Genomic DNA, 21,620 nt, shown 5'->3' with positions numbered 1-21,620 from the left:
TCCGCCGCCGTCGATGGTTCCCTCGCACACCCGCCGGAGGAGGCCGCATGGACCGCAGATCGTTCGTTCGAACCGGGCTGGCCGGAGCGGGGATGGCGGGGCTGGGAGCTGCGTTCGACCCGGAGGCGCTCGCGGGGAGCACCCGAGCCTCGGAGAGCCGACTCGCCGCTGAGACCGATGGAGATGTCGTCATCGTGAAGGACGTGCCGGTCCCCATGCGGGACGGCCTCGAACTCATGACGGATCTCTACCTGCCCGCGGTAGACGGCGTCCCGCTGGACGAGCCGCTCCCCGCCGTCCTCGCGCGCACCCCGTACGACAAGATGCGCCCGATCTCGATCGAGCACGCGATGTTCTTCGCGCGCAACGGGTACGTCTCCGTCGTCCAGGATTGCCGGGGGCGCTTCAACTCGCCGGGCGATTTCTTCCCCTTCGTGCAGGAGCCGGAGGACGGCTACGACACGGTGGAGTGGGTGGCCCGGCACCCGTCCTGCGATGGGCAGGTGGGGACGTACGGCGTGTCGTACCAGGCGTGGGTCCAGTTCGAGACCGCGACGCTGAACCCGCCCGGTCTAAAAACGATGATCCCGTACGAGGGACCGACGAACGCCTACACCTACAGCATGAAGTGCGGCGGCGCCCTGGGTCTGGGGCTGCTGCAGTGGATTCTGTCCGTCGCGTCGAACGGGAACGAGGCGCGGGCGAACCCGCAGATCACCGAGGCAATCGATGAGATGCGGACCGGGCAGACCTTCCTCGACTGGGCCTCGCGCATCCCCTGGCGGCGCGGAGAGACGCCCCTCAGCCTGGCGCCGACGTACGAGGAGGCCGCCTTCCAGCTCTACTTCGAGAACTACGACTACAGCGACTTCTGGCGACAGCCGGGTCTGGGGATGGACGAGCACTTCGAGTCCTACCCGGACATGCCGATCCTGTGGGTCGTGGGCTGGTTTGACTGGTATCCGCGCACGATCAGCGACGGCTATCAGGCGATGGTCGACATGGGGCGGGAGAACCAGCACATCCTCATCGGTCCCTGGACCCACAACAACTTCGCGTCGTCGATCGGGGACGTGAACTTCGGCACCGAGGGCGCCCGGATCGTGACCTACGACGACTACCTGAACCTCGAACTGCGCTGGTTCGACCGCTGGCTGAAGGGCGACGAAAGCGCCGACGTGTGGGCGCCCGCGAAGTACTTCATCATGGGCGGGGGAGACGGGCGGAAGGCCGAGAACGGCCGCATCAACCAGGGCGGCGAGTGGCGCTACGAAGAGAACTGGCCTCCGGCCGCGGCCCGGCCCACCGAATTCTATCTGCACGAGAGCGGAGCGCTCGCCCCCGAGGCGCCCTCCGTCCGGTCCTCCACGACGACCTACACCTACGACCCTCGCAACACGGTCTCCAGCAACGGCCGCTGCATTGTGGCCTACGGCCCGGCGCTCGAGTTCGGGTTCCAGGGGATGGGCCCGCGCGACCAGATCGAGATGGAGACGCTGCCCGGCCACGGGATCCCCGGGATGCCGATCGCCTCCCGCCCGGACGTGCTCGTGTTCCAGACCGCTCCGCTCCCCGAAGATCTGACGATCGCCGGAGACATCACGGCGGTCCTCTTCATCTCATCCGACGCGCCGGACACGGATTTCTACGTGAAGCTCCTCGACGTCCATCCATCGAGCCCGGATTATCCGAGCGGATACGCGTTCCCGGTGTCCGAGGGGATCCTCCGCGCGCGCTACCGGGACGGGTTCGAGCAGTCCGTGCTCATGGAGGAGGGAGAGGTCTACCGGCTCGAGTTTCCGCTCGAACCCGCCGCCAACCTCTTCAAGGCGGGACACCGCATCCGGGTCGACGTCTACAGCAGCAGCTTCCCCAACTTCGACATCAACCGGAACACCGGGGATCCGCGCGACCGCCGGTGGCGCGTCGCGAACAACACGGTCCACCACGAGGCCGGGAGCGCCTCGCACGTGCTGCTGCCCCTGATGCCCTGAACTAACGGCCGAGCCGCGACGCTACCTCTTCGGCGCCCCGGCGGTCCAGTCGAGGGCGATCGGGTTCGTCGGGAGCGCGTCGATGTCGATGATGCGACCGCCCTTGATGACCGTCGAGAGCTTGCGGATGTTCGCGATGTCGGCGAGCGGATCCGCGTCGAGGACGACGATGTCCGCCGCCTTCCCCGTCTCGAGCGTGCCGTATTCGTCGAGCGCCTTGCTTGCGATGGCGCCGTTCTTCGTGGCGGCGACGATCGCCTCGGACGGTGTCATGCCGAGTTCGACCAGCCCCTCGATCGCGAAGATGGTGCCCAGGCCCGGCAGCTGGTGCTCCATGTTCTCGGGCTCCTCGCGCAGGAAGTCCGCGGCCACGCCGCCGCGCCCGAAGAGGGTGTTGTCGGTGCCGACGGTCACGATGCAGCCGGCGTCGATGAGCTTCTTCGCGTTTGTCCGTTTCGTCGTATAGCGCCCCTCCATCACGGATCCCGGTTGCGGAAGACCGGTGTCCTGGACGCGGCGGCGGATCTCCGCGGTCGTCGGGGGGATGCGTCGCTGGCGGTCGGCGGCCTGAGCCTCGGCGAGATCCTCCCGAGCGCGCTCCATGTTGCGGACGTGGAACTGCCAGCTCGGGCCCGTGAACTGGTTGATGAGCATCGAGCACACGATGTCGCGCTCCACGATCAGGTTGACGAGTTCATCGGTGATCGTGCGGTTCCCGACGTTGTCCGGGTGCTGGATGAGATCGATCCCGGCGAGGATCGAGAGGCGCAGGCCTTCGAGGCTCGTGGCGTGGGTCTCGGCCACGAGGCCGCGCTTGTGCGTTTCCTCGACGATCACCCGCTGGGCCCGCGGCGAGAAGGAGATCCCCGCCGGATAGTTGAAGTGGTGCGTGGCGCCGTACTTGATGAAGTCCGGCCCGTGGTCGAGGTAGGCGTTGATCGCGACCCGCAGCTCGTCGGGCGTCATGTGCATCATCTCTTCGCCGCTCCCGAGCGTGACCTCGTCGTTCATCCGCTCGGCGAAGAAGCTGATCTCCGATTCGGGGAGCCCGGCGAACGTCTCCGAGGCGGGGCCGCCCCACCCCACGATGTTGCCGGCGAGGTACGTGCGCGGGCCGATCTCCTCGCCCGAGTCGATCTTCTTCTTGACCCGCTGCATGGGACGCAGCACGCCGTAGCTGTCCCTGACGGTCGTCACTCCGTGCTTGAGGTGGAGTTGAAGTCCCTGGAGGATGATCTGCTCGTGGTGCGCCCAGTACGCGGCGTGCTCCTCGACGCGCCCTCCGCGCCCGAAGGCGAGCGACATGTGGACGTTCGTGTCCACGAAGCCCGGCGTGACGAACTTGCCGCTCCCGTCGATGACTTCGGCACCCTCGGGGACAGCCACCGAGGCGCGATCGCCCACCCCGACGATTCGATCGCCCTCGATGACGAGGGTCCCGTCGGCGATGGGGGCGCCTCCGTTTCCGTCGATGATCGTCGCCCCGACGATCGCCAGCGGCGCGGAAGTCTCCTGCGCGGTGGCTGAAGTCGGCCAGGAGAGGAGGGACATAAAGGCGACCGTCGCTACGACCGATCGTGAGCCCATGGTCCAGACTCCGCAGAAGACGATAAAACCGAGGTGCTGCAACTTGAAGAAAATCGGGGCGGCGAGATTTGAACTCGCGACCTCCTGAACCCCATTCAGGCGCGCTACCGGGCTGCGCCACGCCCCGATGTGGACCGTGAAGCTAGCTTGTACCGTGACAGGGTCAAGCTGACGGCCGAACGGCCCGGCCCACGAACCGCCTCGGGCCGGGATTGAGGAACTGAGCGTAGCGCCAACATCGTCATATCCATATATTCGGATTCATGGATACGATGATCACGCAAGTGCCGGCGCCGACACGGGACCTTCTCTCCCGCTTCGAATCCCTCGGGGATGAGAACCGGCTCCGGATTCTCACCCTGCTGGACCGTAACGAGTTCACGGTGTCGGAACTCGTCTCCGTCCTGCAGCTGCCGCAGTCCACGGTTTCGCGTCACCTGCGGGTACTCGCCGATGATGGCTGGGTGCGCCGGCGGCAGGAGGGGAAGACCCGGTACTACCGGATGGAGGGCGAACTCGAGTCGGGGGCCCGGGAACTCTGGCAGCTGGCGGAGGGGAGTCTCGCCGGCGCCCGTTGGATCCGGGACGATGCGGAACGGGCCGAGAGAATACTCGCCGAGCGCCGTGAGCGGGCTGCGACCTTTTTTTCGGAGTCCGCGACGAGGTGGGACACGCTGAGGGACGAGTTGTTCGGACGGGACGCACGGTTCGCGGCGCTGTTCGGGCTACTCGATCCGGAGTGGGTCGTGGGGGACCTCGGCACGGGGACGGGGACGCTCGCAAACATGATCGCGCCCTTCGTGAAGCGGGTCATCGCTGTCGACAGGTCGCCGGAGATGTTGCAGGCGGCCGAGGTCCGGCTGGGCGATCGTGAGAAGGTCGAGGTCCGCGAAGGAGAGCTGGAGTCGCTCCCGGTTGACGACGCGGAACTCGACCTGGCTATCCTGATGCTCGTCCTCCACTTCGCGGTGGACCCCGGACGGGTGCTGGGCGAAGCGGCCCGGGCCCTCGCTCCGGGCGGACGCCTGCTCGTGCTGGACATGCGCGCGCACGACAGAGACGAATACCGCGAGACCATGGGCCACCTCTGGCCCGGCTTCACCGAGGATCAGATGCGGGACTGGACGCGTCTCGCCGGCCTCGAAGCGTACCATCACATTCCACTCGCCCCGGAGCCCGAGGCGTCGGGGCCGGCGCTCTTCGCCGCCACCGCCCGGAAAGCTGTCTGAGAGCTGTCTGAACCCTGCCTGAACACCGAAGGAGATAGACGATGGAAAGCGCCGTGCTTCACGACATGACCGAGACCGCCGCCGGCCGGCTTCCGTTCAAGGTTGCCGACCTCAGCCTGGCGGAGTGGGGCCGCAAGGAGATCCGACTCGCCGAGCACGAGATGCCGGGGCTGATGTCGGTCCGCGCCGAGTACCGGGACGCCCAGCCGCTGGCGGGACGGAAGGTGATGGGTTCTCTGCACATGACCGTGCAGACGGCCGTCCTCATCGAGACGCTCGCCGATCTGGGCGCGGACGTGCGCTGGGTCTCCTGCAACATCTTCTCGACCCAGGATCATGCGGCAGCAGCCGCCGCCGTGGGCCCCGACGGGACGCCCGACGACCCCCGCGGGATCCCGGTCTTCGCCTGGAAGGGGGAGACGCTCGAGGAATACTGGTGGTGCACGGAGCAGGCGCTCCTGTGGCCGGACGGCTCGGGCCCGGACCTCATCGTCGACGACGGGGGCGACGCGACGCTTCTCCTCCACCGCGGCCTCGAGTTCGAGAAGGCGGGGGAGATTCCGGACTTCGATCCGGAGACGGAGCCGGAGGAATGGGGCGTGATCCTCGAGACACTGCGCCGGATCGCGGCGAAGGATCCCGGACGGTGGGGACGCACGGCGCCCGCCATCCAGGGGGTGTCGGAGGAGACGACGACGGGCGTCCACCGCCTGTACGAGATGGCGTCGGAGGGGACGCTGCTGTTCCCCGCCATCAACGTGAACGACTCGGTGACGAAGTCGAAGTTCGACAACATCTACGGGTGCCGTCATTCGGTCATCGATGGCTTGAACCGCGCTTCCGACGTCATGATCTCGGGCAAGACCGCAGTGGTGTGCGGCTACGGCGAGGTCGGCAAGGGGTGCGCGCAGGCGCTCAAGGGCCAGGGGGCGCACGTCGTCGTGACGGAGATCGACCCGATCTGCGCGCTGCAGGCCGCGATGGAGGGCTTCCAGGTGCGCACCCTCGAGGACGTGGTCGAGACGGCGGACATCTTCATCACGGCGACGGGCAACCGCGACGTGATCACCTCCGATCACATGGCGCGCATGAAGGACAAGGCGATCGTCGGGAACATCGGCCACTTCGACAACGAGATCGACATGGCCGGACTCGGGAAGGCCGTCGTGACGCGGAACAACATCAAGCCGCAGTACGACGAGTTCGTGTTCGAGGACGGGCACTCGGTGCTGATCCTGTCCGAGGGGCGCCTGCTGAACCTGGGGAACGCGACGGGGCATCCGAGCTTCGTGATGAGCGCGAGCTTCACGAACCAGGTGCTCGCGCAGATCGAACTCGCGCGGAACCCCGAAGCGTACGAGCGCCAGGTCTACATGCTGCCGAAGCACCTGGACGAGAAGGTGGCGCGCCTGCACCTCGATCACCTGGGTGCGCGGCTCACGGAACTGACGACGGAACAGGCGGACTACATCGGCGTGCCGAAGGACGGACCCTTCAAGCCCGACCACTACCGGTATTAGTTGAGCGCCCGGGCAACGCGGAATCCGAGGCTGATAGACCGGCCTCCGGAGAGCATCGGGCCCCGGATCGGGGAGCGGACGTCCCACGGGTAGTAGTCCCAAGCCCCACCGCGGAGCACGCGACGTCCACACTCTCCAGACTGCGAGGCGCTCCCCTCCGCCGGAGCGCCAGCAGAACGTCCGTTCCAGCAATCGTGCGTCCACTCGAACACGTTGCCGATGACGTCGTGCAGCCCGAACCCGTTCGGCGCGAACGACCCCACGGGCGCTGTGAAGTCATATCCGTCGTCGCACCGCGGACCTCCGCCGTTCGCGTAACGGCACTGGCTCGATTCGCTCTGCCCCCAGTAGCGCGCCGTCCGCGAGCCCGCCCGCGCCACGTACTCCCATTCCGGCTCGCTCAACAGCCGGTAGCGCGCGCCCGTCTGCTGCGAGAGCCACGACACGTACGCCTGGGCGTCGTCCCAGCTCACGTTGATCACCGGGCGGCTTCCCCGTCCCCAGCCCCGATCGTCCGGCACGTAGCCGCCACAGCCGCCCGCGCGTACGCACGCATCCCACTCGGCGAACGTCACCTCGTGCACACCCACCGCGAATGGCGCGGGGATCGTGACCGAGCGCTGCGGCCCCGCTCGGTCAAGCGGGCCCTCCTCCGACGCCGGCGAACCCATCGTGACCGTCCCCGCCGGCACGACCACCATCCGGGGGCAGGCCTCGCAGTCGCTGAACTCGGTCCCCGAGGAGAGCCCTGGCGCGCCGGGCTGTCCGCTGGGCGCAGCCGCCGCACCGGGGTCCGCGCCCGCAGCAACGCCGTCCGCCACGGCCCAGCTTTCCGCGACCAGCACCTCGTAGCCGCTCTCGTCGGCGTACGTCGAGAAACGGGCATCCCTCGTCGCGTTCTCCTCCGCCGCCTCGGCGCTCGCCCCGTAGCCCATTGCGAAGGCCTGGAACCGCGGGTCATCCGGATCCAGCGTCAGGTCGCGCCGGATCGCCCCCGTGTACCGGATGATCACGACGTAGCGGTCTCCGGGGTTCGACCATGTGCACGACGCTTCTTCAAGGTCCCCCAGTTCCGAAAGAAGGGACTGTTCCATCCCCTCCCGGTCGTCGTCCTGGACGCCGACCCGGTAAACGACAGCCACGTCCTCCTTGATGACGCGCCGAACGGGGCTCGAACTGTCCAGCGTCTGCAGTTCGCTCCCCACGCACACGACCGCCGCCGATCCCCACTGAGCGGCGGGCGGGACGGAGCGGGCGACCAAGGGCATCCCGGCCAGCAACCCATTGGCCGGTACACGGTCGGCATCGGGCGTGGCATCGGGCGTGGCATCGGGCTCGATCACCTGTATCGATGGCGAAAGGCGATCGGCGACGTTTAGCCGCCCTTGTGGATCAGCGGCCACGGACATCGCGTCGCCGAAGAGGGACTCCTCGGTCGCGTCGTCCAACCCCGTGTCCCCGATCCGCGCCTCGACGATGGCGGATACGGTGTTTGACTGGGCGGTGTGGACCGGGTGGGCAGCGGCCACCGAGACCCCCACTCCGCCGAGCGCCGTAACCAGAAGCGCTGTGGCAATCGTGCTCCAACCCGGTCGACGTGGTTCGAGAATGACCGCGATTCGGCTCTCCAGCCGCGAGTGTGCGCGCTGGGCCATGGCCAGAGACAAGACCGACCGATGGGCCCTGACGCCCTCGGCCACAGAAAGAAGGTGTGTCGCGTACGCCGAGGGGCGGATGCCGAGCGCCAACACCTCTTCGTCGCAGGCCTCTTCGCTCGCGTTCGCCGCGAGCCGTGCCGCGACCCAACTCAGGGGATGGAACCAATAAAGCGCGAGCACGGCCCGGACGATGAACTGCCGGAGCACGTCGCGGCGGCGCACATGAATCATTTCGTGCATCAGGACAACCCTCCACCGCTCGGAGGACCACGCCGCCGCCGACATGGGGAACAGGACCACAGGCTTCCACAGGCCGCCCGTCATCGGTGTGGTGACTGCCGGGCTCAGGAAGCACCGAACGTGGCCGCGGATCCCCGACCGGCGGCGGATCGCTTCCGCTTCCCGAAGCGCGATTGGGTCGCGAAGCGGGTTTGCCGCCCGCACAAGTCTGGAACATCGAACCGCGCTTACCGTCAGCGATGCCAGCGCGGCGGTGCAGCCGATGCCCCACAGCAGAAGTGGAAGGGGGATCGAGCGCGCTGGCGACAGGGGCTCCTTCGCCGGGGCGGCAGTGGATTCCGCGCCGGCCGTGAATTCCGCGGCGGATGCCGCGTCCGGCACTGCGGCGTCAGGTGTGGGCCGGATGATGATAACACCGCCTGCGGCGCCCTGAGCCGGACGGCCCTGCGCGGGCAGGCGCTGGGGCGCGCTGCTTGAGGAAGGCAGGATAGGCACCTCCCATGCAGGGCCGAGGAGGCTCAGGACGGGCAGGCCGAGGAGCAAGCCGAAGGTCAAGGTCCACAGCAGATGACGAACCCGTGAAGGCCCGCTTCGAGCGAGGCCCGTCAACGCCAATGCCGCCGAGAGCAGGATCGTGGCCTTGATCACGAGGCCGGGCATGCTGAGAGAGCCGAGGTCAAACGGCGAGTCCATCATCGCCCCTCCTTGGACGCCCGGTCGATCAGCGCCCTGATGCGCGCACGCTCATCGGGGGTGAGCGTGCTGTCCTCCAACTGAAGCAGCGCGGTGACTGCACCTTCTACCGAGCCCCCAAAGAACGTCTTGAGGACATGCCGCATGGCCGAACTTCGCGCTCGATGCGTTGACACCGTGGGTGAGTAGACGTACCGCGGCCCGTCCCACTCGGCTGACAGTTGTCCCTTCTCGACGAGAATTCTCAGCACCGAGCGGACGGCCGAATCGCTGGGCGGGTCGGTCATTCGCTCGCGGATACGTGCGGCGGCGGCTCCACCCAACTCGTGGACGATGTCCATGACTTCGCGCTCTCGCCTGCTGAGCGGAGGGAGTTCGGTCAATGCGGCCTCACTTCCCGGGGCTTGGCGGATTCGATCAGCGCGGTCGGGCGCCCGCCGACGCACCACGACGCCCATCATGATGGGGTGAAGATGCGGGAAAATCAACGGATCGTTGAAATTTCAGCGTCACCCGCGGGCAGGGGTCGCCTACCGGCCAGCCCCTCGATGCCGCTGACAACCCTCGTCGAACGTTCCTCTGTCACAGAGCGTGTGAGCAGCCGGGGGGACCAATCCGCCGCATGAAGGAGGATTCCGTGAGTAGGAGCGCCGACCGATTGAAGCGTACGATTCGCTGGTTGCAGGTCTATTCTGCGTTGATGACCGTCGCGCTCGGCGTGCTGTTCATCAGGAGCGGGACGGCTTCGGATGATGTGATCAGAACACGCGGGCTGATCATCGAGGACGAGGCCGGGCGCGAGAGAATCCTCATCGGCGCGCCGGTCCCGGAGGCCGTCAACCGCGTTCGCACCGATGAAGCCCGCGTGCGCGAGGTATGGGGACCCCGGTTTCCGGACGCCTACATGGGCTACTACCAGGACTACATCCACGAGACCACCGGGATGCTCATCCTCAGTGAGGACGGGTTCGATCGCCTCGTCGTCGGGGATCCGGTGCCCGATCCGAACATCGGCAGGCGTCTCGCGCCGAGCACGGGCATGGTGATCAACGACCACGAGGGCTTCGAGCGGACGGGGTACGGTCTGCTGCCGATGGACGGCCGCTATCGCGTCAGTCTGGGCCTCGACACGGATCGGATCCAGGAGGGTCTCTTGCTGACCCTGGACGACGACGGCCTGAACGGCGTCACGGTGGGCACCGGAGCGAACAGGATCTTTCTTGGCAGCGCGCCCGCCGGACACGGGCGGACGGGCCTTGCGGAGGAGTTTCAGGGACTGCTGGTGCGGAGAGACGGCGAGATCGTGCACAAGATCAATCTGGCGGTCGACAACTGACGCAGTCAGCATCCGCCGATGCGATCGTCAGGCCGGCGCCTCGATGCCGATCTCGCGTGCCACCGAGGCGAAATGGCGCACGTTCCAGGTGATAATCGTCGAGGCGCGAGCCTTCAGCGCACTAGTCGCGATGAGCATGTCGTACGTCTGTCCGCCGATCACTCCGCTTCGCTGTGCTCTGCGCAGCGTGCGCCAGGTCTCGGCCGCCGTGAGGTGCACAACCGGGGTGTCGCCCCAGTTGGCCTCCAGCAGCGCGAGGGCGTCCCCGGATCGCAGGCGATTCGGTCCGGGTAGCCGGGTGAGGACCGCGTACGTTTCCGCCAGCGAATGAGCGGCAAGAACAAGCTCTTCGCCTCCCCGCTCGCGTCGCTCGATCGCGGCGCGGGTTCGCGCGTGGTGTTCATGCCATGAGCAAACGGTCGCGACGAGGGCGCTTGTGTCGCAGAGGTAACGGGTCACCCGGCCCCTTGGGTCCCGCCCGACGAGGGTGCGCCGGAGCGGAGGCCGGCGGTCGTCTCCTCGACCTCCGCCGCCGTCAGGACGGACCGTCCCTCTCGCGGCACCGCGACCACGGCGGAACCATGCCGTTCAAGCGAGACGTCCAGCGGGACGGGTTCGATCTCGACGCGGCCGTCCCGGACCCGGAATCGGACGCGGGTTCCGGGGCGTAACCGGCTCGCCTCCCGAACCGCCTTGGGCAAAACCAGGCGGCCCGCTTTATCGATGGTAGTTTCCATGGTACTAATGATGCCATTTATGGCGCCATCGATCAAGATCTTGCTCGGGCAAACGTGCTGCTCAGCTGACGGCGACCCGCCAGTCGCTCCGCCAGCGGGCCGCAAGTTGTCACTTGACAGGCGACGCTCTACGGTTGAGTCCGGCAACTGGCGGGTGACCTTGCGGTTCGAAGATGGGGCGGCGGCCGATGTGGACTACGTGGACGATCACTGAAGGGGAGGACCAACCATGGCCATGCACGACCCGCCGCATCCGGGCGGCATCGTGAGGCGGCAGTGCCTCGAGCCGCTGGGTCTGACCGTGACGCGGGCGGCCGAGGGCCTGGGCGTTACACGGCAGGCGCGCGGTCACGCCGGCGAGATCACGGTTGAACGGGACGCCGCCGCCCGGATGGACGCACTGCGAGCGCGATTGCCCGCCGTCGAGACCGACCAGATCGTCCGATGGATACGAGAGGAGCGGGAGCAACGGCTGCCGTGATCGTAACGCCGGACACGAAACCGGCACCCTACGGGTTGGTAGAATGAGTAGACGCATCCAAACGGCGTGAACGTCCGGTTTCGCCGCCCGGCACGTTGCGGGACGGCGCTTATCTGACTACCGAGTGCGCTCGAAGGTATTACGTTGGTTTGCCGCTGCGGCAAACCTTGGACAAGACCGGGATTAGGTGGAGGTCTCATGAAACTCAAGATCGTCGTTCATCGGGCGGAGGAAGGCGGCTACTGGGCGGAAGTACCGGCCATCGCGGGATGCGTATCCCAGGGCGAGTCGTTCGACGAGCTGCTGCGAAACATCCGCGAGGCGGTTGAGGGTTGCCTGTCCGTGGACTTGCTCGACATCCCCGTCTCGGATACGGACAGGGTTGTCGAGATTGCGGTGTGAAGACTCTCAGCGGAAAAGATTTTTGCAGACTGATCGAGGCCCATGGATGGCAGTTGAGGCGAGTCAGGGGCAGTCATCATATCTATTCGAAGGAGGGCGTTGCCGCCCGAATCTCAGTCCCCGTCCACGGCAACGCCGACCTCAAGCGAGGCTTGCAAAGACACTTGATGAAGATTGCCGAAATCGATGAGTCGTAGCGATAGGCGCATTGACGGAGCCAGCGCGTTGTAGCGGGAGTGGGCATCCCCCGGGATTTCCGCGACTGCCACCTACAGCCGGACCTGCTGATGATTTATCAGAAAGTCCGGGACCGACATCCTGCGTCTGGTGCGTCTGGGCTCCCATTCGGCACTTGGCCTCTAACCCTCGCGGTCGTTCACGGCGATTGCCTCCTCGGGTAGTCCCGCGACGCCTCCCGGCTGGGGGGAAAGTACTGTCGGTACCAGTCCCGCAGACGCATCACCGGCCCGTCGACATCGTTGCGCCACTGGGAGACCCAGCCTCCGACGGCACACCGCACCAGAAGTCGCGGCACGCTGCGCTCGGCGAACCAATGAAAGGCGACCTGCTGGTCAAGCGGTGCCAGCCGTGAAAGGGACACTCGATGCGATCCTTGCAGACACGGCCGCCCGCGAGGTGCGCGCCCAGGTGAGGGCAGAACGAGACGCAGATCGTCGGAGTATTGCGGCTCCCGGCGCTTCGAGCGGCGAGTCAGGAGCTCATTGGCCGCCCACGCGGTTCCCCCGAAGCTCCTCGGACGAGGGACTCGCCAGAGAACTCGTCACCGTGAGAGCCATCACCGGGTAGAGCGTCCCCGTATACGTGATGAAGTGCCAGGTCTCCGTATTGAGTGACTTCGTCCACCAGCGGCCCGATTCTCTCTGGTTCCGCCGGAGCCACTCGACGCCTCGCTGCACGGCGGGGTGCGTGGGCGGCACCCCCGCGGACGACAGCACTACAACCGCCAAACCGGTTTGGTGGCCATCGCTCGCGGGCTCGCCGAAGTCCGCCTCGCCTCGCAGGCGTTCCGCGCGGTTGCCCCTGCCCCACTCCTCGGGCTGGGCGAAAGAGCGAATCGACCAGCCCCCGTCCGGACGCTGGCGGTCCAGAATCATCCTGACGATGTCCTGCTTCCTGTCGGCGCTGATCACGCCAGGCAGATACGGGTCCGCCCAGAGCAAGGCCACGCGAGCGTAGTCATGGGGAGGAGGAACCCGCTGCAGGTATTCTCGCAGACTCGCGATCTGCCTCTGCACCTCCGGAGAGGTCGCCTGCTCGAGCCATCCCGGAGCGAGGCCCACGCCCATGGCCGCAACGGTCGCGAGCTGAAACGCGTCGGACTCGAACGGCGGCCATGTGTCCGGCGAGTGCCAGGCCCCGTCGTCGCGCTGAAGGCTGAACATGAGCTGAAGAGCTTGTTCGGTTTCGGGAGACAGCCGCTGGTCCACGTACGCATCCCAGGATGCCAGAGACGCGGCCAGATGCACGACTTCTGCGGGGTCCACTCCCTGCTGGAGCTCTGCGGGACCCTTGGCGAGCCTCTCCTGGAGACGCTGTTCGAGAAAGGCCCGGAAGGCTGCATCGGGCCGACCCAGGCTCTCGGCGAGTTGAGGACGAAGGATCCCGTACCAACCCGTGGTGTGACACGAGACGCAGCCGCGGTTGTTTGCCCAGGCCCTGGCTCCACCTTCCAAGTAGGTGACCGCCCGCTCGATGGACAGATTCTCCGCCATCGGTTCATCCTCCGACGCGGGCGGAATGGAGATTTCTCCGTAGTGATACTGGTGCAGGCGGTGGTCGGGCTCCTGCGCGTGAAGCTCAGAGCCGAGAAGCGAGATCCCAATCGACAGTCCGATTGCGGCGTGCATGAGTCTCATGGCCGAGCGCAGTCCCAGGAGGTTCTCGTTTGGGGGGTCGGGCTATCATCATCGTAGACGCCTCGCGCGTGGCCGGCCAGCCTGCGAGACTGCATGGTATCGTACGTCAACCCGAAACACGGATGCTCGACATGAAAGCGCTGCCGTTCGCGCCGCTGGTTCCCAACGACGACACCATTGAAGCGATGCGGGAAGCCCGCCGGGGCGACCTCCCGCAGTTCGCCAACGTAGAGGACCTCTTCAACGATCTGCGTGCGGACGATCGAGCGGCCGGCGATCAGTGACATCCGGATGGCCCGGTTCCTCGGTTTCCACCGCGAGGGGCGTGGCCTCGATCGGGCTTCTGCTCGGCCTGTTCGGCGCGTCCGGCTGCCGTGAATCGCCGGTCGCTCCAGGTGCCCCCGAACGCAACGTCGTGGTCGAGGACGGCCGCAACCGCGGAGACGACCCCTACGTCGTGAACTCGGCCGCCGTCGACGGACACGAACTGACCCTCGAGGTCTCGTACGGCGGCGGCTGCGAGAGGCACGACTTCACGCTGGTGATCTCGAGCACGTTCCTGGAGTCTGATCCCGTGCAACTCCGGGCCCTGCTCGCTCACGAGGCGAACGGCGATGCCTGCGAGGCGTGGATCACGGAGTCCATCGACTTCGACCTCGCCCTGGTCAGGACGCGCTATCAGGAGTTCTACGGACCGGGCGCCGGCACGGTCGTGCTTCTAATCACGGGCGTGTCCGGCGACGACCTCGTGTACGAATTCGCCGGGTAGCGCCCGGGTGGGGCCAACGCCGCAGGGCCGTCACAGCGTGGGGAACTCCGGGCACGCTTTGGGGCATGTTGAAGCAACTGGGAATCCGTGAGGAGGACTTCTGATGCGGTACGTTTATCCTTGTGAGCTGACGCCCGAGAAGAACGGCGGCTACTCGGTGTCCTTCCCGAATGTGCCGGAGGCGCTGACATGCGGCGACGACCGGGACGAAGCCCTGGCCATGGCCGAGGACGCCCTGGCCGTGGCGCTCGGTTCGTACATGCAGTGTCGCGAGGATATTCCGGTGCCGGAGACCGTGGTGGGCGAGCACGAGATGGTCGCGGTTCCGCTGGTCGTTGCGGCGAAGCTCGCTCTCAACACCGCCATGCGGGAGCAGGGGCTTACGAAGGTCGGTCTGGCGCGGCGCCTGGGCCTGAGCGAGGGAGCGGTTCGGAAGCTTCTGAACCCGAATCACCGCTCACACATCGGACAGATCGAAAGAGCACTCGCGAAGGTGGGGCGGCGGCTCGTCGCGGAGGACGCGGCCGTTTAGGGAGAGCGGCCGGGCGGGGCCGCCTACTGGCCGCCGGCTTCGTCAAGCTCCGCGAACATCTCTTCCGCGTTGGTGAATCGAGCCGTTCCCCGCCTCATCATCTCATCCGCCTCGGCCATGGCCCTTCGGGTCTCGGCGTTCGGCACCTTGGGGCGGGCACGCCGCGCGACGTCCCTCATCGCTTCGGCGTCATCGTCACGCTGCTGTGAGACAAGATCCGCCTCGGTGGTGCCGTCCAGCACCGCGTGATCGACCCTCCCCTCGGGCAGGCTTCCAGGATCGTCCGGATCAATTCTCAGGCGCGTCGTGCTCATGCCGAGTTGTAGGCCATCGGCCTGCCACGGGCAAGTTCCTAGCTGGGACCCGACCTGGTAACCCCTGTCGTGTAACTGCCGTTTGCGGCGCATTCTCTTTCGGCTGCAAGAAGCGACGCATCCAGGGAGTGTGGACTCCCCCGGTTTCCGGCTGCATCCCTTGAAGGGCGATCGCGCGGGCCAATGGAGGGTGCGGGTGTCGGGCAACTGGCGCGTGGTGTTCCGCTTCGAGGACGGGGAAGCTGTGGATGTGGACCTGGTCGACTACCACTAACGGGATGGGAGAAAGGTTATGAACGGCACAGGCGGTGAGCGCGTGCGTCCGATGCTGAACCCCCCGCACCTGGGCGAACTGATCCGCGAGAGCATGGTCGAAGTCGGCTGGAACGTGACCGAGACGGCCTCGCGACTGGGGTGCGAGCGGGGGACTCTGTCGCGCCTACTGCACGGGAAGGCGGGAATCTCGGCGAACATGGCGCTCGCGTTGGAGGCTCTCGGCTGGGGCACGGCCGATCACTGGATGCGGATGCAGGCGAGCTATGAGCTTGCGCAGGCGCGAAGGGCACGCGGATGGCGCGAGGACCGTAGTGCCCCCGACCCGGTGCTGCGGTAGCGTCAATGGTGTGTCGATGACGGCAAACCGGCCGGTAGACGATATCACCTCACTTCTGACGCGGTTCGCGGCGGAGTCGCTTGAGCGGAAGCGCGGCGTCAGCGGCATCGACATGGAGGATAAACGCGCGCGCCCTCGTGAACGACCTTGAGCGTTATCCGCACGCGTTCGTGCTGGCGTGCATCGCGGACCGGCAAACGAAAGCCGACATCGCATGGGGTCTTCCATATGCGATCCGGGAGGCCGCCTCGGGTTTTGACCTGGACACGCTGCTGAGGCTTCCGAAGGGGATTACAAAGAAAGGTGTAAAGGGCTCATGACTTCTATTCCCGATGTCCCTCCTACAGACTCACCTTCTCACAGTAGTTCTGAATCACAGCACATTGAGCCATACGACAAATCTCTTCTGACATCTCTCTGGTTTCTCGTTCTTGCCCGCAATTCTCCTTGGAGCCGGTGATCTGATTACGGAAATATATCTTCCGCAAGTTCATCGAATACGGATTGAGTGTCGCGTAAAGCAGGTACTAGAAACTGTATCGCAAATTCCGTTCTATTATTACCAAGATTGTCAAGCTTCGTTTGACTCTTGATGTATTGGAACAATCGTTGCGTTATCAGCTTCATGTCTCCGGTAATTGACGATTGACCGTTAAGCAGTTCGCCGCGTCGTTCTAGTATTGACTCGACGTACTCCAACTTGTCATTCAGTTGCAAGAACGTCCGTAGTACTGACTCATCGTACAGATAGTTCTCGATTTCTCGTCGCCGGAGTACTCGCACATCGTCCGTAAGTTGCTGCTCTCTTGCAGTGTCGGTCATCTCATCTCGATCAACGAGACGCCACACAGTCACACCTCTTGCGATTGCTCCGAGCGTGGCTATCATGTGCTCCTTGTTGACAACCTCTGTGGCGCTACCGCTCGACACGAACAATGTGTCCGGGTGCGTGCCGCTAAAAATGCCATTGTAACAGGTCGCATCAAATCCATCTATCGGGCGACTGGGGTTCCCTTCGCATAGCACGATGTGCCGTGGCGCGATGAGATCGGCCAGATCATCGAGAGTCACATCATACGTCCTCCGCCAAAAGGATTTACTTGGAATGCGAGGTTTAATGGTGACTGTCTTATCGAAGTCATGTCCCGAGAAATCCAAGAAGGTTACCGTATCCGATTCGTCGCTCATTTTATACGCCCTACGAATGAACCCGATGGAGTGGGTAGCGATCCATAATTGCGATTCTTCTGGTATCATTTGACACATGGCTTCCAATAGTGCCCCATGTAATGGCGTGGCGATGTGCGCTTCTGGCTCATCGACACAGAAAATCGCATCGGTGAATTCCTCGCGTTTCACGAAGAGATCAAGCAGGAGATCAAACGCCGCTTTCTCGCCGCCAGACAGATTCTTGTAATGAAAGTTAACTGCTGCACCTTTCGTGAACCGGAAGACGCCCGCTTCAGTTATGCCGCCGAAATCCTGCAAAGTGAGAGGAGGATCATGAAAGAGTATACTCATTGCCTGTTGTAACTCTAGTAGAGATTCACGACGATACTTGGCAAATGTCATATTGCCGGGGGCCTTATTGTCAAGATCAGCCATGCGCTTCCACGCCAAGCGTGCATAGTTCTCGGAGACGGCAGCATCTGCGTCGATGATCCGTGGGAATCGAACGCTATCGGAGGAAGGTGCAAGTTTCCCTAACTGTGTAAGTTGAAAATCAGCTTCATGGCGATAAGGAGAACGGATATTGAAGATTGTCCCTAATTGGTGTGAAGGAGGTTGAGTCGAATGGAAAGTGATCTGTACGCGATTTGCCAGCGAGCGCGTGTCAGATGGTGCGACGGACTTGTGAACTGAACGATCTTTAAGATAGTACTCTGCGTTGGGCGTGTCCATTACGTAATTGCTACGGGCATTACGAACCTTGAGAAGAAAAGCATCAAAAAGAGAAGATTTGCCAGAACCATTTGGCCCTACCAAGACTACGAGGCGTGCGGAGCTTGGGATATCGCCAACGGTGAGATCGGTGAAGCGTTTGTAGTCGGTCAGGTGCAATCTCTGTATGCGCATTTGCCTATTGCGTTTCGTTAGTGTTTCGCGAATTTGAAGGCGTGGCCGGGACAGACCCGACTACACAACGCTAAATGAGGGAGCGAAACGAAGGTACGATGCGGAAGGCAAGGAAGTCAAACGGGCACTACAACGCGCCGGGGAAGGCGCATCGGGAAGGGATCACGCTGCTGGAGTTGGCCAGCATGTTCCCCGACGAGGAGACATCGCGGAAGTGGTTCGAGTCGCTGATCTGGCCGAACGGCGAGCGCTGTTGCACCCGCTGCGGCGGGGTGGACACGTACGCCGTGAAAAACCAGAAGATGCCGTATCGGTGCCGCGATTGCAGGCGCTACTTCTCGGCCAAGATGGGCACGGCGCTTGAGGGCTCGAAGATCAGTTACCGGAAGTGGGCGTTCGCGATCTACATGTGCCTGACGAACCTGAAGGGCGTATCGAGCATGAAGCTGCATCGCGACCTTGGCGTGAGCCAGCCGACTGCATGGTTCATGCTTCACCGCATCCGCGAGGCGTGGGGCTACGCGCCTGAGCGGTTCGACGGCCCGGTCGAAGTGGACGAGACGTACATGGGCGGGCTGGAGAAGAACAAGCACGCCAGCAAGAAGTTGAACGCCGGTCGCGGACCTGTGGGCAAGACGGCTGTGGTGGGCGTGAAGGACCGGGCGACCAACCGGGTTCGCGCAAGGGTGGTAGAGCGGACGGACGCCGCTACGCTGGTCCCGTTCGTCGAGTCGCACCGCAAGGACGGCGACACGAAGGTTTACACCGACGATTCCAGTGTGTACGTGAGTCTTGAGAACCACGAGACGGTGAAGCACAGCGTGAAGGAGTACGTGCGGGGTCAGGCGCACACGAACGGCGTGGAGTCGTTCTGGAGCATGCTGAAGCGCGGCTACCACGGCGTCTACCATCACATGAGCCCGAAGCATTTGCACCGGTACGTGAACGAGTACGCTGGCCGTCACAACGTCAGGGACATGGACACGCTTGAAGTGACCCCCAAAAGTTGGACACCCGATCTCCGGGTTTATTGTGCTGCTCAACCCTCGCGGTAGAAGTCCTGGATGATGGTCAGGGGTGGCCGGTCTCCGAGGGAGGAGTGACGACGCACCCGATTGTAGTAATTGATCCGGTCCCGGACGACGGCCGCGAGTTCCTCGAGCGAGCCGGCGTCGAGGATCAGCGACCGGTTCTCCACCTTGAACCGGCCGAAGAAACTCTCCATCTCCGGGTTGTCCCTCGGTCCGCGCAGCGCGTAGGAGAGCCGCGCGCCCGCCGACAGCAGCCGGCCGGTCCACGCATAGCCGGTGAACACCGGGTCCCGGTCCTGGTGGACGATGATCCCGTCCGGCGAGTTCCGAAGGCTGGCCAGGGTCCGCTCCGCCGCCGTCCAGGCCGAGAGCGCCAGGCCGGAGTCGGCCGACGCCCCGACCGCGAAGCCCGGCACGTACTTCGTCGCGTGATCGAGAATGGGGATCAGCCACGCCTTTCTCGTCCCGCCGGCGTGGACGAGCTCGGTGAAGTCCGTGTGGAAGACCTCCAGCGGCCCCATCTCCGCCTTCGGTCGTCCCGACAACAGGTTCGCCCGCGGCCCCGCCGCGTCTATGGCCCGCCGGACCGCGCTCGGCTTCGGCCGCGTAACCGTGCGCCTTAAGGGCAGATCCCACAGCCGGTGCAGCCGCGCCACGACCTTCCGGTTCACCCGGTGGCCGTACGTCTCCCGGAGTTCGGCGGCGGTCCGCCGGTACCCGTACTCCGGGTGCGCCTCGGCGATCGCCTTGAGCGGCGCCTCCAGGTGCGCGTATTTCTCCGCGTACGGCACTCTCGTCCGCGTGTGGTGGTACCACGTCGAGCGCGCCAGCTCCACCGCCCGCAGCGACGGCCCCAGTCCGTACGCCTCATACGTTCCGGAGACGAGCGCCGCCTTCTCCACCACGCTCAGTCGCTCCGGCCCAAGAAGTTTTTTAAGAGGGCGATCTCCACCTCCTTCTTGCCCAACAGCTGCTCCAGATCCCGGATCCGGCGCTCGTACTCCTTCACCGTCGTCTCCCGGGCGAAGACCTCCGGCGCCCGGTCCACGAACCGCCGCCTCCAGAGCTGTACCGAGTTCGGGTGCACCCCGTACGCCTTGGCCACCTGCCCGGGCGTCTTCTCGCCACCCAGGACCTCCAGCACCACCTGCGCCTTCAGCTTGGGCGTGTACCGCCGCCGCGCCATGTCGACCTCCTTCCGGTCTGCCAGGTTCTACCCTGCGCAGCACCGCGCCCGGAGGTCAAACGTCACAATGGTGGGGTGTCCAGGATCTGGGGGTCATATCCCGCTGGACCAGATGCGCGACGTGGTGGCGGGGCTGGTTGGCAAGCGGCTGCTGTACCGCGATCTTGTGAGCCGGGCGGATGTGGCCAGTTACTGAGCGCAGCGGAGGTGTGAAGTCCTGTTCGACGCTATGACGGCGGATCGAGGAGAATCGGACGATGAGTAGGCGGAACAAAGCAAAGTATTTGAACGACAAATGGGGAGTGGGAGCGAAGCAGCCAAGGTATAGCAAAACGTACGACGGTGTTAGAAACTGGTATGGTCATTTGACTCGGTTTCCCGCCGCGTTGTTCGATGAGAGTGGGTACATTCTGTTTGATACGGAGGAGGAATACAAGAATTGCGCGGGATTGACACACGGTAAGACGCTTCAGGTATACAAAGGCATCTCGTCGCTCGATGGCTATCAACGGGTGGTGGAGAAAGACAAACGGTGAGTAACGAGAGCATGGACAAACGCAAGGTGAAGTTGGTGTTGAAGGAACAACCGGAGCCGTTCGACGTGCAGGCGGTGAACCCGCGTTACGGTACGGCATGGATGTCGGACGTGGCGCTGGCGCTCATGCGCCCGAAGAATCCGAAGGTGGCGGCGATCATCGAGGCGCGACGTGACGAGTTGGAAGATATCTAGATGAGACCAGAGTTCAATGTTGTGTTGGCGTTGGGAGGTGTTGTTGTCGGCTTTGTACTTTACGGATTCGGTATAGCGCCGTGGGGCGGTTTGGTGACAGGCGGATCACTTGCTCTCGCATCAGCGCTGATTGGTAACTATTGGAGATGGCAGGGTGTTGTCGTCTTGTTTGTGTTGGGGATGTTGGTTTTAGCAGCCGATGTGTCTTCAAGCTGGTTCGGTATGCTTGTCGGTCCCGGTGTTGCAGCCGCTATGTGGAACAAGCCTGAAGATGATGTACAGGATGGGTGATCTAGACAAGCGTATAATTCCCTTTGAAAAGGAGTAAGAAATATGTCTAGCGATCATGTGGTAAGCGCTACGTTGATGCAGGATTCTTTCACCAAGCTGGAGAGTGTATATGTCATCGTTGGTTCTTCAAGTACAGGTGACGACGATAGCCATGTAGATATTCTCATATCAGCGGACGAGTCACCACGACCGGGAAACCAACAGCATTGGTTGAGGCTTACTCGTGAGGCGGCGCGTGTGCTTGCAGACGAGCTACATCGTCTTCGTCGTACTCAATGGGGAGCGTGATGTACTGTTGTCCGTCAAATGTGACGAGCATTTCGT

The 21,620-nt window shown here is 64.3% G+C and carries 27 protein-coding genes and 1 tRNA gene; 16 read left to right on the top strand and 12 right to left on the bottom strand.

Annotation, left to right across the window (positions count from 1 at the left end):
- Positions 1–47: 47 nt before the first annotated feature.
- Positions 48–1,994: a CocE/NonD family hydrolase gene (locus ACOGXI_RS14555; protein ID WP_419939538.1), complete on the top strand. Its 1,947-nt coding sequence runs from the start codon at positions 48–50 to the stop codon at positions 1,992–1,994.
- A gap of 21 nt (positions 1,995–2,015) precedes the next feature.
- Here ACOGXI_RS14555 and ACOGXI_RS14550 read toward each other — a convergent pair whose 3' ends face one another.
- Together ACOGXI_RS14550 and ACOGXI_RS14545 are read right to left on the bottom strand one after the other, a co-directional pair.
- The gene (locus tag ACOGXI_RS14550; protein ID WP_419939537.1) at positions 2,016–3,581 is read right to left on the bottom strand and encodes an amidohydrolase family protein; all 1,566 of its coding nucleotides are present in this window, start codon (positions 3,579–3,581) and stop codon (positions 2,016–2,018) included.
- Positions 3,582–3,634: 53 nt separating this feature from the next.
- Positions 3,635–3,708 (bottom strand) — tRNA-Pro (locus ACOGXI_RS14545).
- A 145-nt stretch (positions 3,709–3,853) separates the two neighbouring features.
- Between ACOGXI_RS14545 and ACOGXI_RS14540 the strand changes: the two genes are divergently transcribed.
- A complete protein-coding gene (locus ACOGXI_RS14540) occupies positions 3,854–4,810 on the top strand; it encodes an ArsR/SmtB family transcription factor (protein ID WP_419939536.1) in 957 nt (318 codons plus the stop codon).
- Between the two features lie 65 nt (positions 4,811–4,875).
- A complete protein-coding gene (gene ahcY, locus ACOGXI_RS14535; RefSeq protein WP_419940216.1) occupies positions 4,876–6,330 on the top strand; it encodes an adenosylhomocysteinase in 1,455 nt (484 codons plus the stop codon).
- Here the strand turns inward: ahcY and ACOGXI_RS14530 are convergent.
- Together ACOGXI_RS14530 and ACOGXI_RS14525 are read right to left on the bottom strand one after the other, a co-directional pair.
- Positions 6,327–8,924, bottom strand: a complete 2,598-nt coding sequence (locus ACOGXI_RS14530) for an SUMF1/EgtB/PvdO family nonheme iron enzyme (RefSeq protein WP_419939535.1) — start codon at positions 8,922–8,924, stop codon at positions 6,327–6,329. The genes ahcY and ACOGXI_RS14530 overlap by 4 nt on opposite strands.
- The gene (locus ACOGXI_RS14525) at positions 8,921–9,304 is read right to left on the bottom strand and encodes a BlaI/MecI/CopY family transcriptional regulator (protein WP_419939534.1); all 384 of its coding nucleotides are present in this window, start codon (positions 9,302–9,304) and stop codon (positions 8,921–8,923) included. Before ACOGXI_RS14525 ends, ACOGXI_RS14530 begins: the two co-directional genes overlap by 4 nt.
- Positions 9,305–9,558: 254 nt before the next feature.
- Between ACOGXI_RS14525 and ACOGXI_RS14520 the strand changes: the two genes are divergently transcribed.
- Positions 9,559–10,257, top strand: coding sequence for a hypothetical protein (locus ACOGXI_RS14520; protein ID WP_419939533.1), 699 nt, complete (start codon positions 9,559–9,561; stop codon positions 10,255–10,257).
- A 27-nt stretch (positions 10,258–10,284) separates the two neighbouring features.
- Here the strand turns inward: ACOGXI_RS14520 and ACOGXI_RS14515 are convergent, their stop codons facing one another.
- The gene (locus ACOGXI_RS14515) at positions 10,285–10,716 is read right to left on the bottom strand and encodes a PIN domain-containing protein (protein ID WP_419939532.1); all 432 of its coding nucleotides are present in this window, start codon (positions 10,714–10,716) and stop codon (positions 10,285–10,287) included.
- Complete coding sequence (locus tag ACOGXI_RS14510) at positions 10,713–10,994, bottom strand: AbrB/MazE/SpoVT family DNA-binding domain-containing protein (RefSeq protein WP_419940215.1); 282 nt, start codon at positions 10,992–10,994, stop codon at positions 10,713–10,715. Before ACOGXI_RS14510 ends, ACOGXI_RS14515 begins: the two co-directional genes overlap by 4 nt.
- A gap of 229 nt (positions 10,995–11,223) precedes the next feature.
- Between ACOGXI_RS14510 and ACOGXI_RS14505 the strand changes: the two genes are divergently transcribed.
- The 3 genes from ACOGXI_RS14505 to ACOGXI_RS14495 all read left to right on the top strand — a co-directional run bounded on the left by ACOGXI_RS14505 (position 11,224) and on the right by ACOGXI_RS14495 (position 12,074).
- A complete protein-coding gene (locus ACOGXI_RS14505; protein ID WP_419939531.1) occupies positions 11,224–11,475 on the top strand; it encodes a helix-turn-helix transcriptional regulator in 252 nt (83 codons plus the stop codon).
- Positions 11,476–11,673: 198 nt separating this feature from the next.
- Entirely contained in the window at positions 11,674–11,877 is a 204-nt protein-coding gene (locus tag ACOGXI_RS14500; protein WP_419939530.1) for a type II toxin-antitoxin system HicB family antitoxin, read from the top strand.
- On the top strand, positions 11,874–12,074 hold the full coding sequence (locus ACOGXI_RS14495) for a type II toxin-antitoxin system HicA family toxin (protein WP_419939529.1): 201 nt from the start codon (positions 11,874–11,876) through the stop codon (positions 12,072–12,074). The genes ACOGXI_RS14500 and ACOGXI_RS14495 overlap by 4 nt, the downstream gene beginning before the upstream one ends.
- A gap of 262 nt (positions 12,075–12,336) precedes the next feature.
- On the opposite strand, the gene ACOGXI_RS14490 is transcribed toward ACOGXI_RS14495, so the two are convergent.
- Positions 12,337–12,549 (bottom strand): Rieske 2Fe-2S domain-containing protein, encoded by a 213-nt coding sequence (locus ACOGXI_RS14490; protein WP_419940214.1) that lies wholly within the window; start codon positions 12,547–12,549, stop codon positions 12,337–12,339.
- Positions 12,550–12,596: 47 nt separating this feature from the next.
- Complete coding sequence (locus ACOGXI_RS14485; RefSeq protein ID WP_419939528.1) at positions 12,597–13,745, bottom strand: hypothetical protein; 1,149 nt, start codon at positions 13,743–13,745, stop codon at positions 12,597–12,599.
- 53 nt (positions 13,746–13,798) lie between these two features.
- On the opposite strand from ACOGXI_RS14485, the gene ACOGXI_RS14480 reads away from it, so the two are divergent.
- The 3 genes from ACOGXI_RS14480 to ACOGXI_RS14470 all read left to right on the top strand — a co-directional run bounded on the left by ACOGXI_RS14480 (position 13,799) and on the right by ACOGXI_RS14470 (position 15,055).
- On the top strand, positions 13,799–14,038 hold the full coding sequence (locus tag ACOGXI_RS14480) for a type II toxin-antitoxin system antitoxin, RelB/DinJ family (RefSeq protein ID WP_419940213.1): 240 nt from the start codon (positions 13,799–13,801) through the stop codon (positions 14,036–14,038).
- Positions 14,039–14,079: 41 nt separating this feature from the next.
- Positions 14,080–14,523 (top strand): hypothetical protein, encoded by a 444-nt coding sequence (locus ACOGXI_RS14475; RefSeq protein WP_419939527.1) that lies wholly within the window; start codon positions 14,080–14,082, stop codon positions 14,521–14,523.
- A gap of 103 nt (positions 14,524–14,626) precedes the next feature.
- Positions 14,627–15,055 carry a type II toxin-antitoxin system HicB family antitoxin gene (locus tag ACOGXI_RS14470; RefSeq protein ID WP_419939526.1) on the top strand — a complete coding sequence of 143 codons (429 nt, stop codon included), beginning with the start codon at positions 14,627–14,629 and terminating at the stop codon, positions 15,053–15,055.
- A 23-nt stretch (positions 15,056–15,078) separates the two neighbouring features.
- Here ACOGXI_RS14470 and ACOGXI_RS14465 read toward each other — a convergent pair whose 3' ends face one another.
- Entirely contained in the window at positions 15,079–15,369 is a 291-nt protein-coding gene (locus ACOGXI_RS14465) for a hypothetical protein (RefSeq protein WP_419939525.1), read from the bottom strand.
- An 82-nt stretch (positions 15,370–15,451) separates the two neighbouring features.
- Here ACOGXI_RS14465 and ACOGXI_RS14460 point away from each other — a divergent pair, with 82 nt between their 5' ends.
- From ACOGXI_RS14460 to ACOGXI_RS14450, 3 genes are all read left to right on the top strand, one after another.
- On the top strand, positions 15,452–15,643 hold the full coding sequence (locus ACOGXI_RS14460; RefSeq protein WP_419939524.1) for a type II toxin-antitoxin system RelE/ParE family toxin: 192 nt from the start codon (positions 15,452–15,454) through the stop codon (positions 15,641–15,643).
- An 18-nt stretch (positions 15,644–15,661) separates the two neighbouring features.
- On the top strand, positions 15,662–15,982 hold the full coding sequence (locus ACOGXI_RS14455; protein ID WP_419939523.1) for a HigA family addiction module antitoxin: 321 nt from the start codon (positions 15,662–15,664) through the stop codon (positions 15,980–15,982).
- An 80-nt stretch (positions 15,983–16,062) separates the two neighbouring features.
- Positions 16,063–16,302 carry a hypothetical protein gene (locus ACOGXI_RS14450; RefSeq protein WP_419939522.1) on the top strand — a complete coding sequence of 80 codons (240 nt, stop codon included), beginning with the start codon at positions 16,063–16,065 and terminating at the stop codon, positions 16,300–16,302.
- A 145-nt stretch (positions 16,303–16,447) separates the two neighbouring features.
- On the opposite strand, the gene ACOGXI_RS14445 is transcribed toward ACOGXI_RS14450, so the two are convergent.
- Entirely contained in the window at positions 16,448–18,058 is a 1,611-nt protein-coding gene (locus tag ACOGXI_RS14445) for an AAA family ATPase (protein ID WP_419939521.1), read from the bottom strand.
- A gap of 185 nt (positions 18,059–18,243) precedes the next feature.
- Between ACOGXI_RS14445 and ACOGXI_RS14440 the strand changes: the two genes are divergently transcribed.
- Complete coding sequence (locus ACOGXI_RS14440) at positions 18,244–19,113, top strand: IS1595 family transposase (protein WP_419939520.1); 870 nt, start codon at positions 18,244–18,246, stop codon at positions 19,111–19,113.
- Here the strand turns inward: ACOGXI_RS14440 and ACOGXI_RS14435 are convergent.
- Together ACOGXI_RS14435 and ACOGXI_RS14430 are read right to left on the bottom strand one after the other, a co-directional pair.
- Complete coding sequence (locus tag ACOGXI_RS14435; protein ID WP_419939519.1) at positions 19,098–19,994, bottom strand: integrase core domain-containing protein; 897 nt, start codon at positions 19,992–19,994, stop codon at positions 19,098–19,100. The genes ACOGXI_RS14440 and ACOGXI_RS14435 overlap by 16 nt on opposite strands.
- A 2-nt stretch (positions 19,995–19,996) precedes the next feature.
- A complete protein-coding gene (locus tag ACOGXI_RS14430) occupies positions 19,997–20,275 on the bottom strand; it encodes a transposase (RefSeq protein WP_419939518.1) in 279 nt (92 codons plus the stop codon).
- Between the two features lie 547 nt (positions 20,276–20,822).
- Between ACOGXI_RS14430 and ACOGXI_RS14425 the strand changes: the two genes are divergently transcribed.
- Positions 20,823–21,005, top strand: a complete 183-nt coding sequence (locus tag ACOGXI_RS14425; RefSeq protein ID WP_419939517.1) for a hypothetical protein — start codon at positions 20,823–20,825, stop codon at positions 21,003–21,005.
- The gene (locus ACOGXI_RS14420; protein WP_419939516.1) at positions 21,006–21,296 is read left to right on the top strand and encodes a hypothetical protein; all 291 of its coding nucleotides are present in this window, start codon (positions 21,006–21,008) and stop codon (positions 21,294–21,296) included.
- The last annotated feature ends 324 nt before the right edge of the window (positions 21,297–21,620 follow it).

Origin of the sequence: Candidatus Palauibacter sp. (assembly GCF_965208055.1) — a bacterium.
In the GTDB taxonomy this organism is placed as follows: domain Bacteria; phylum Gemmatimonadota; class Gemmatimonadetes; order Palauibacterales; family Palauibacteraceae; genus Palauibacter.
Note: the sequence above shows the minus strand (reverse complement) of the source record. Positions and strands in the feature narration are given on the sequence as shown.

What these genes read in the sequence shown, in the direction of transcription:
- ACOGXI_RS14505 (WP_419939531.1), top strand. Translation starts at nt 11,224, where the DNA reads ATGGCCATGCACGACCCGCCGCATCCGGGCGGCATCGTGAGGCGGCAG.
- ACOGXI_RS14530 (WP_419939535.1), bottom strand. Translation starts at nt 8,924, where the DNA reads ATGATGGACTCGCCGTTTGACCTCGGCTCTCTCAGCATGCCCGGCCTC.
- ACOGXI_RS14550 (WP_419939537.1), bottom strand. Translation starts at nt 3,581, where the DNA reads ATGGGCTCACGATCGGTCGTAGCGACGGTCGCCTTTATGTCCCTCCTC.
- ACOGXI_RS14540 (WP_419939536.1), top strand. Translation starts at nt 3,854, where the DNA reads ATGATCACGCAAGTGCCGGCGCCGACACGGGACCTTCTCTCCCGCTTC.
- ACOGXI_RS14555 (WP_419939538.1), top strand. Translation starts at nt 48, where the DNA reads ATGGACCGCAGATCGTTCGTTCGAACCGGGCTGGCCGGAGCGGGGATG.
- ACOGXI_RS14420 (WP_419939516.1), top strand. Translation starts at nt 21,006, where the DNA reads ATGAGACCAGAGTTCAATGTTGTGTTGGCGTTGGGAGGTGTTGTTGTC.
- ACOGXI_RS14425 (WP_419939517.1), top strand. Translation starts at nt 20,823, where the DNA reads ATGGACAAACGCAAGGTGAAGTTGGTGTTGAAGGAACAACCGGAGCCG.
- ahcY (WP_419940216.1), top strand. Translation starts at nt 4,876, where the DNA reads ATGACCGAGACCGCCGCCGGCCGGCTTCCGTTCAAGGTTGCCGACCTC.
- ACOGXI_RS14485 (WP_419939528.1), bottom strand. Translation starts at nt 13,745, where the DNA reads ATGCACGCCGCAATCGGACTGTCGATTGGGATCTCGCTTCTCGGCTCT.
- ACOGXI_RS14470 (WP_419939526.1), top strand. Translation starts at nt 14,627, where the DNA reads ATGCGGTACGTTTATCCTTGTGAGCTGACGCCCGAGAAGAACGGCGGC.
- ACOGXI_RS14465 (WP_419939525.1), bottom strand. Translation starts at nt 15,369, where the DNA reads ATGAGCACGACGCGCCTGAGAATTGATCCGGACGATCCTGGAAGCCTG.
- ACOGXI_RS14440 (WP_419939520.1), top strand. Translation starts at nt 18,244, where the DNA reads ATGTTCCCCGACGAGGAGACATCGCGGAAGTGGTTCGAGTCGCTGATC.
- ACOGXI_RS14500 (WP_419939530.1), top strand. Translation starts at nt 11,674, where the DNA reads ATGAAACTCAAGATCGTCGTTCATCGGGCGGAGGAAGGCGGCTACTGG.
- ACOGXI_RS14445 (WP_419939521.1), bottom strand. Translation starts at nt 18,058, where the DNA reads ATGCGCATACAGAGATTGCACCTGACCGACTACAAACGCTTCACCGAT.
- ACOGXI_RS14455 (WP_419939523.1), top strand. Translation starts at nt 15,662, where the DNA reads ATGAACGGCACAGGCGGTGAGCGCGTGCGTCCGATGCTGAACCCCCCG.
- ACOGXI_RS14510 (WP_419940215.1), bottom strand. Translation starts at nt 10,994, where the DNA reads ATGGAAACTACCATCGATAAAGCGGGCCGCCTGGTTTTGCCCAAGGCG.
- ACOGXI_RS14430 (WP_419939518.1), bottom strand. Translation starts at nt 20,275, where the DNA reads ATGGCGCGGCGGCGGTACACGCCCAAGCTGAAGGCGCAGGTGGTGCTG.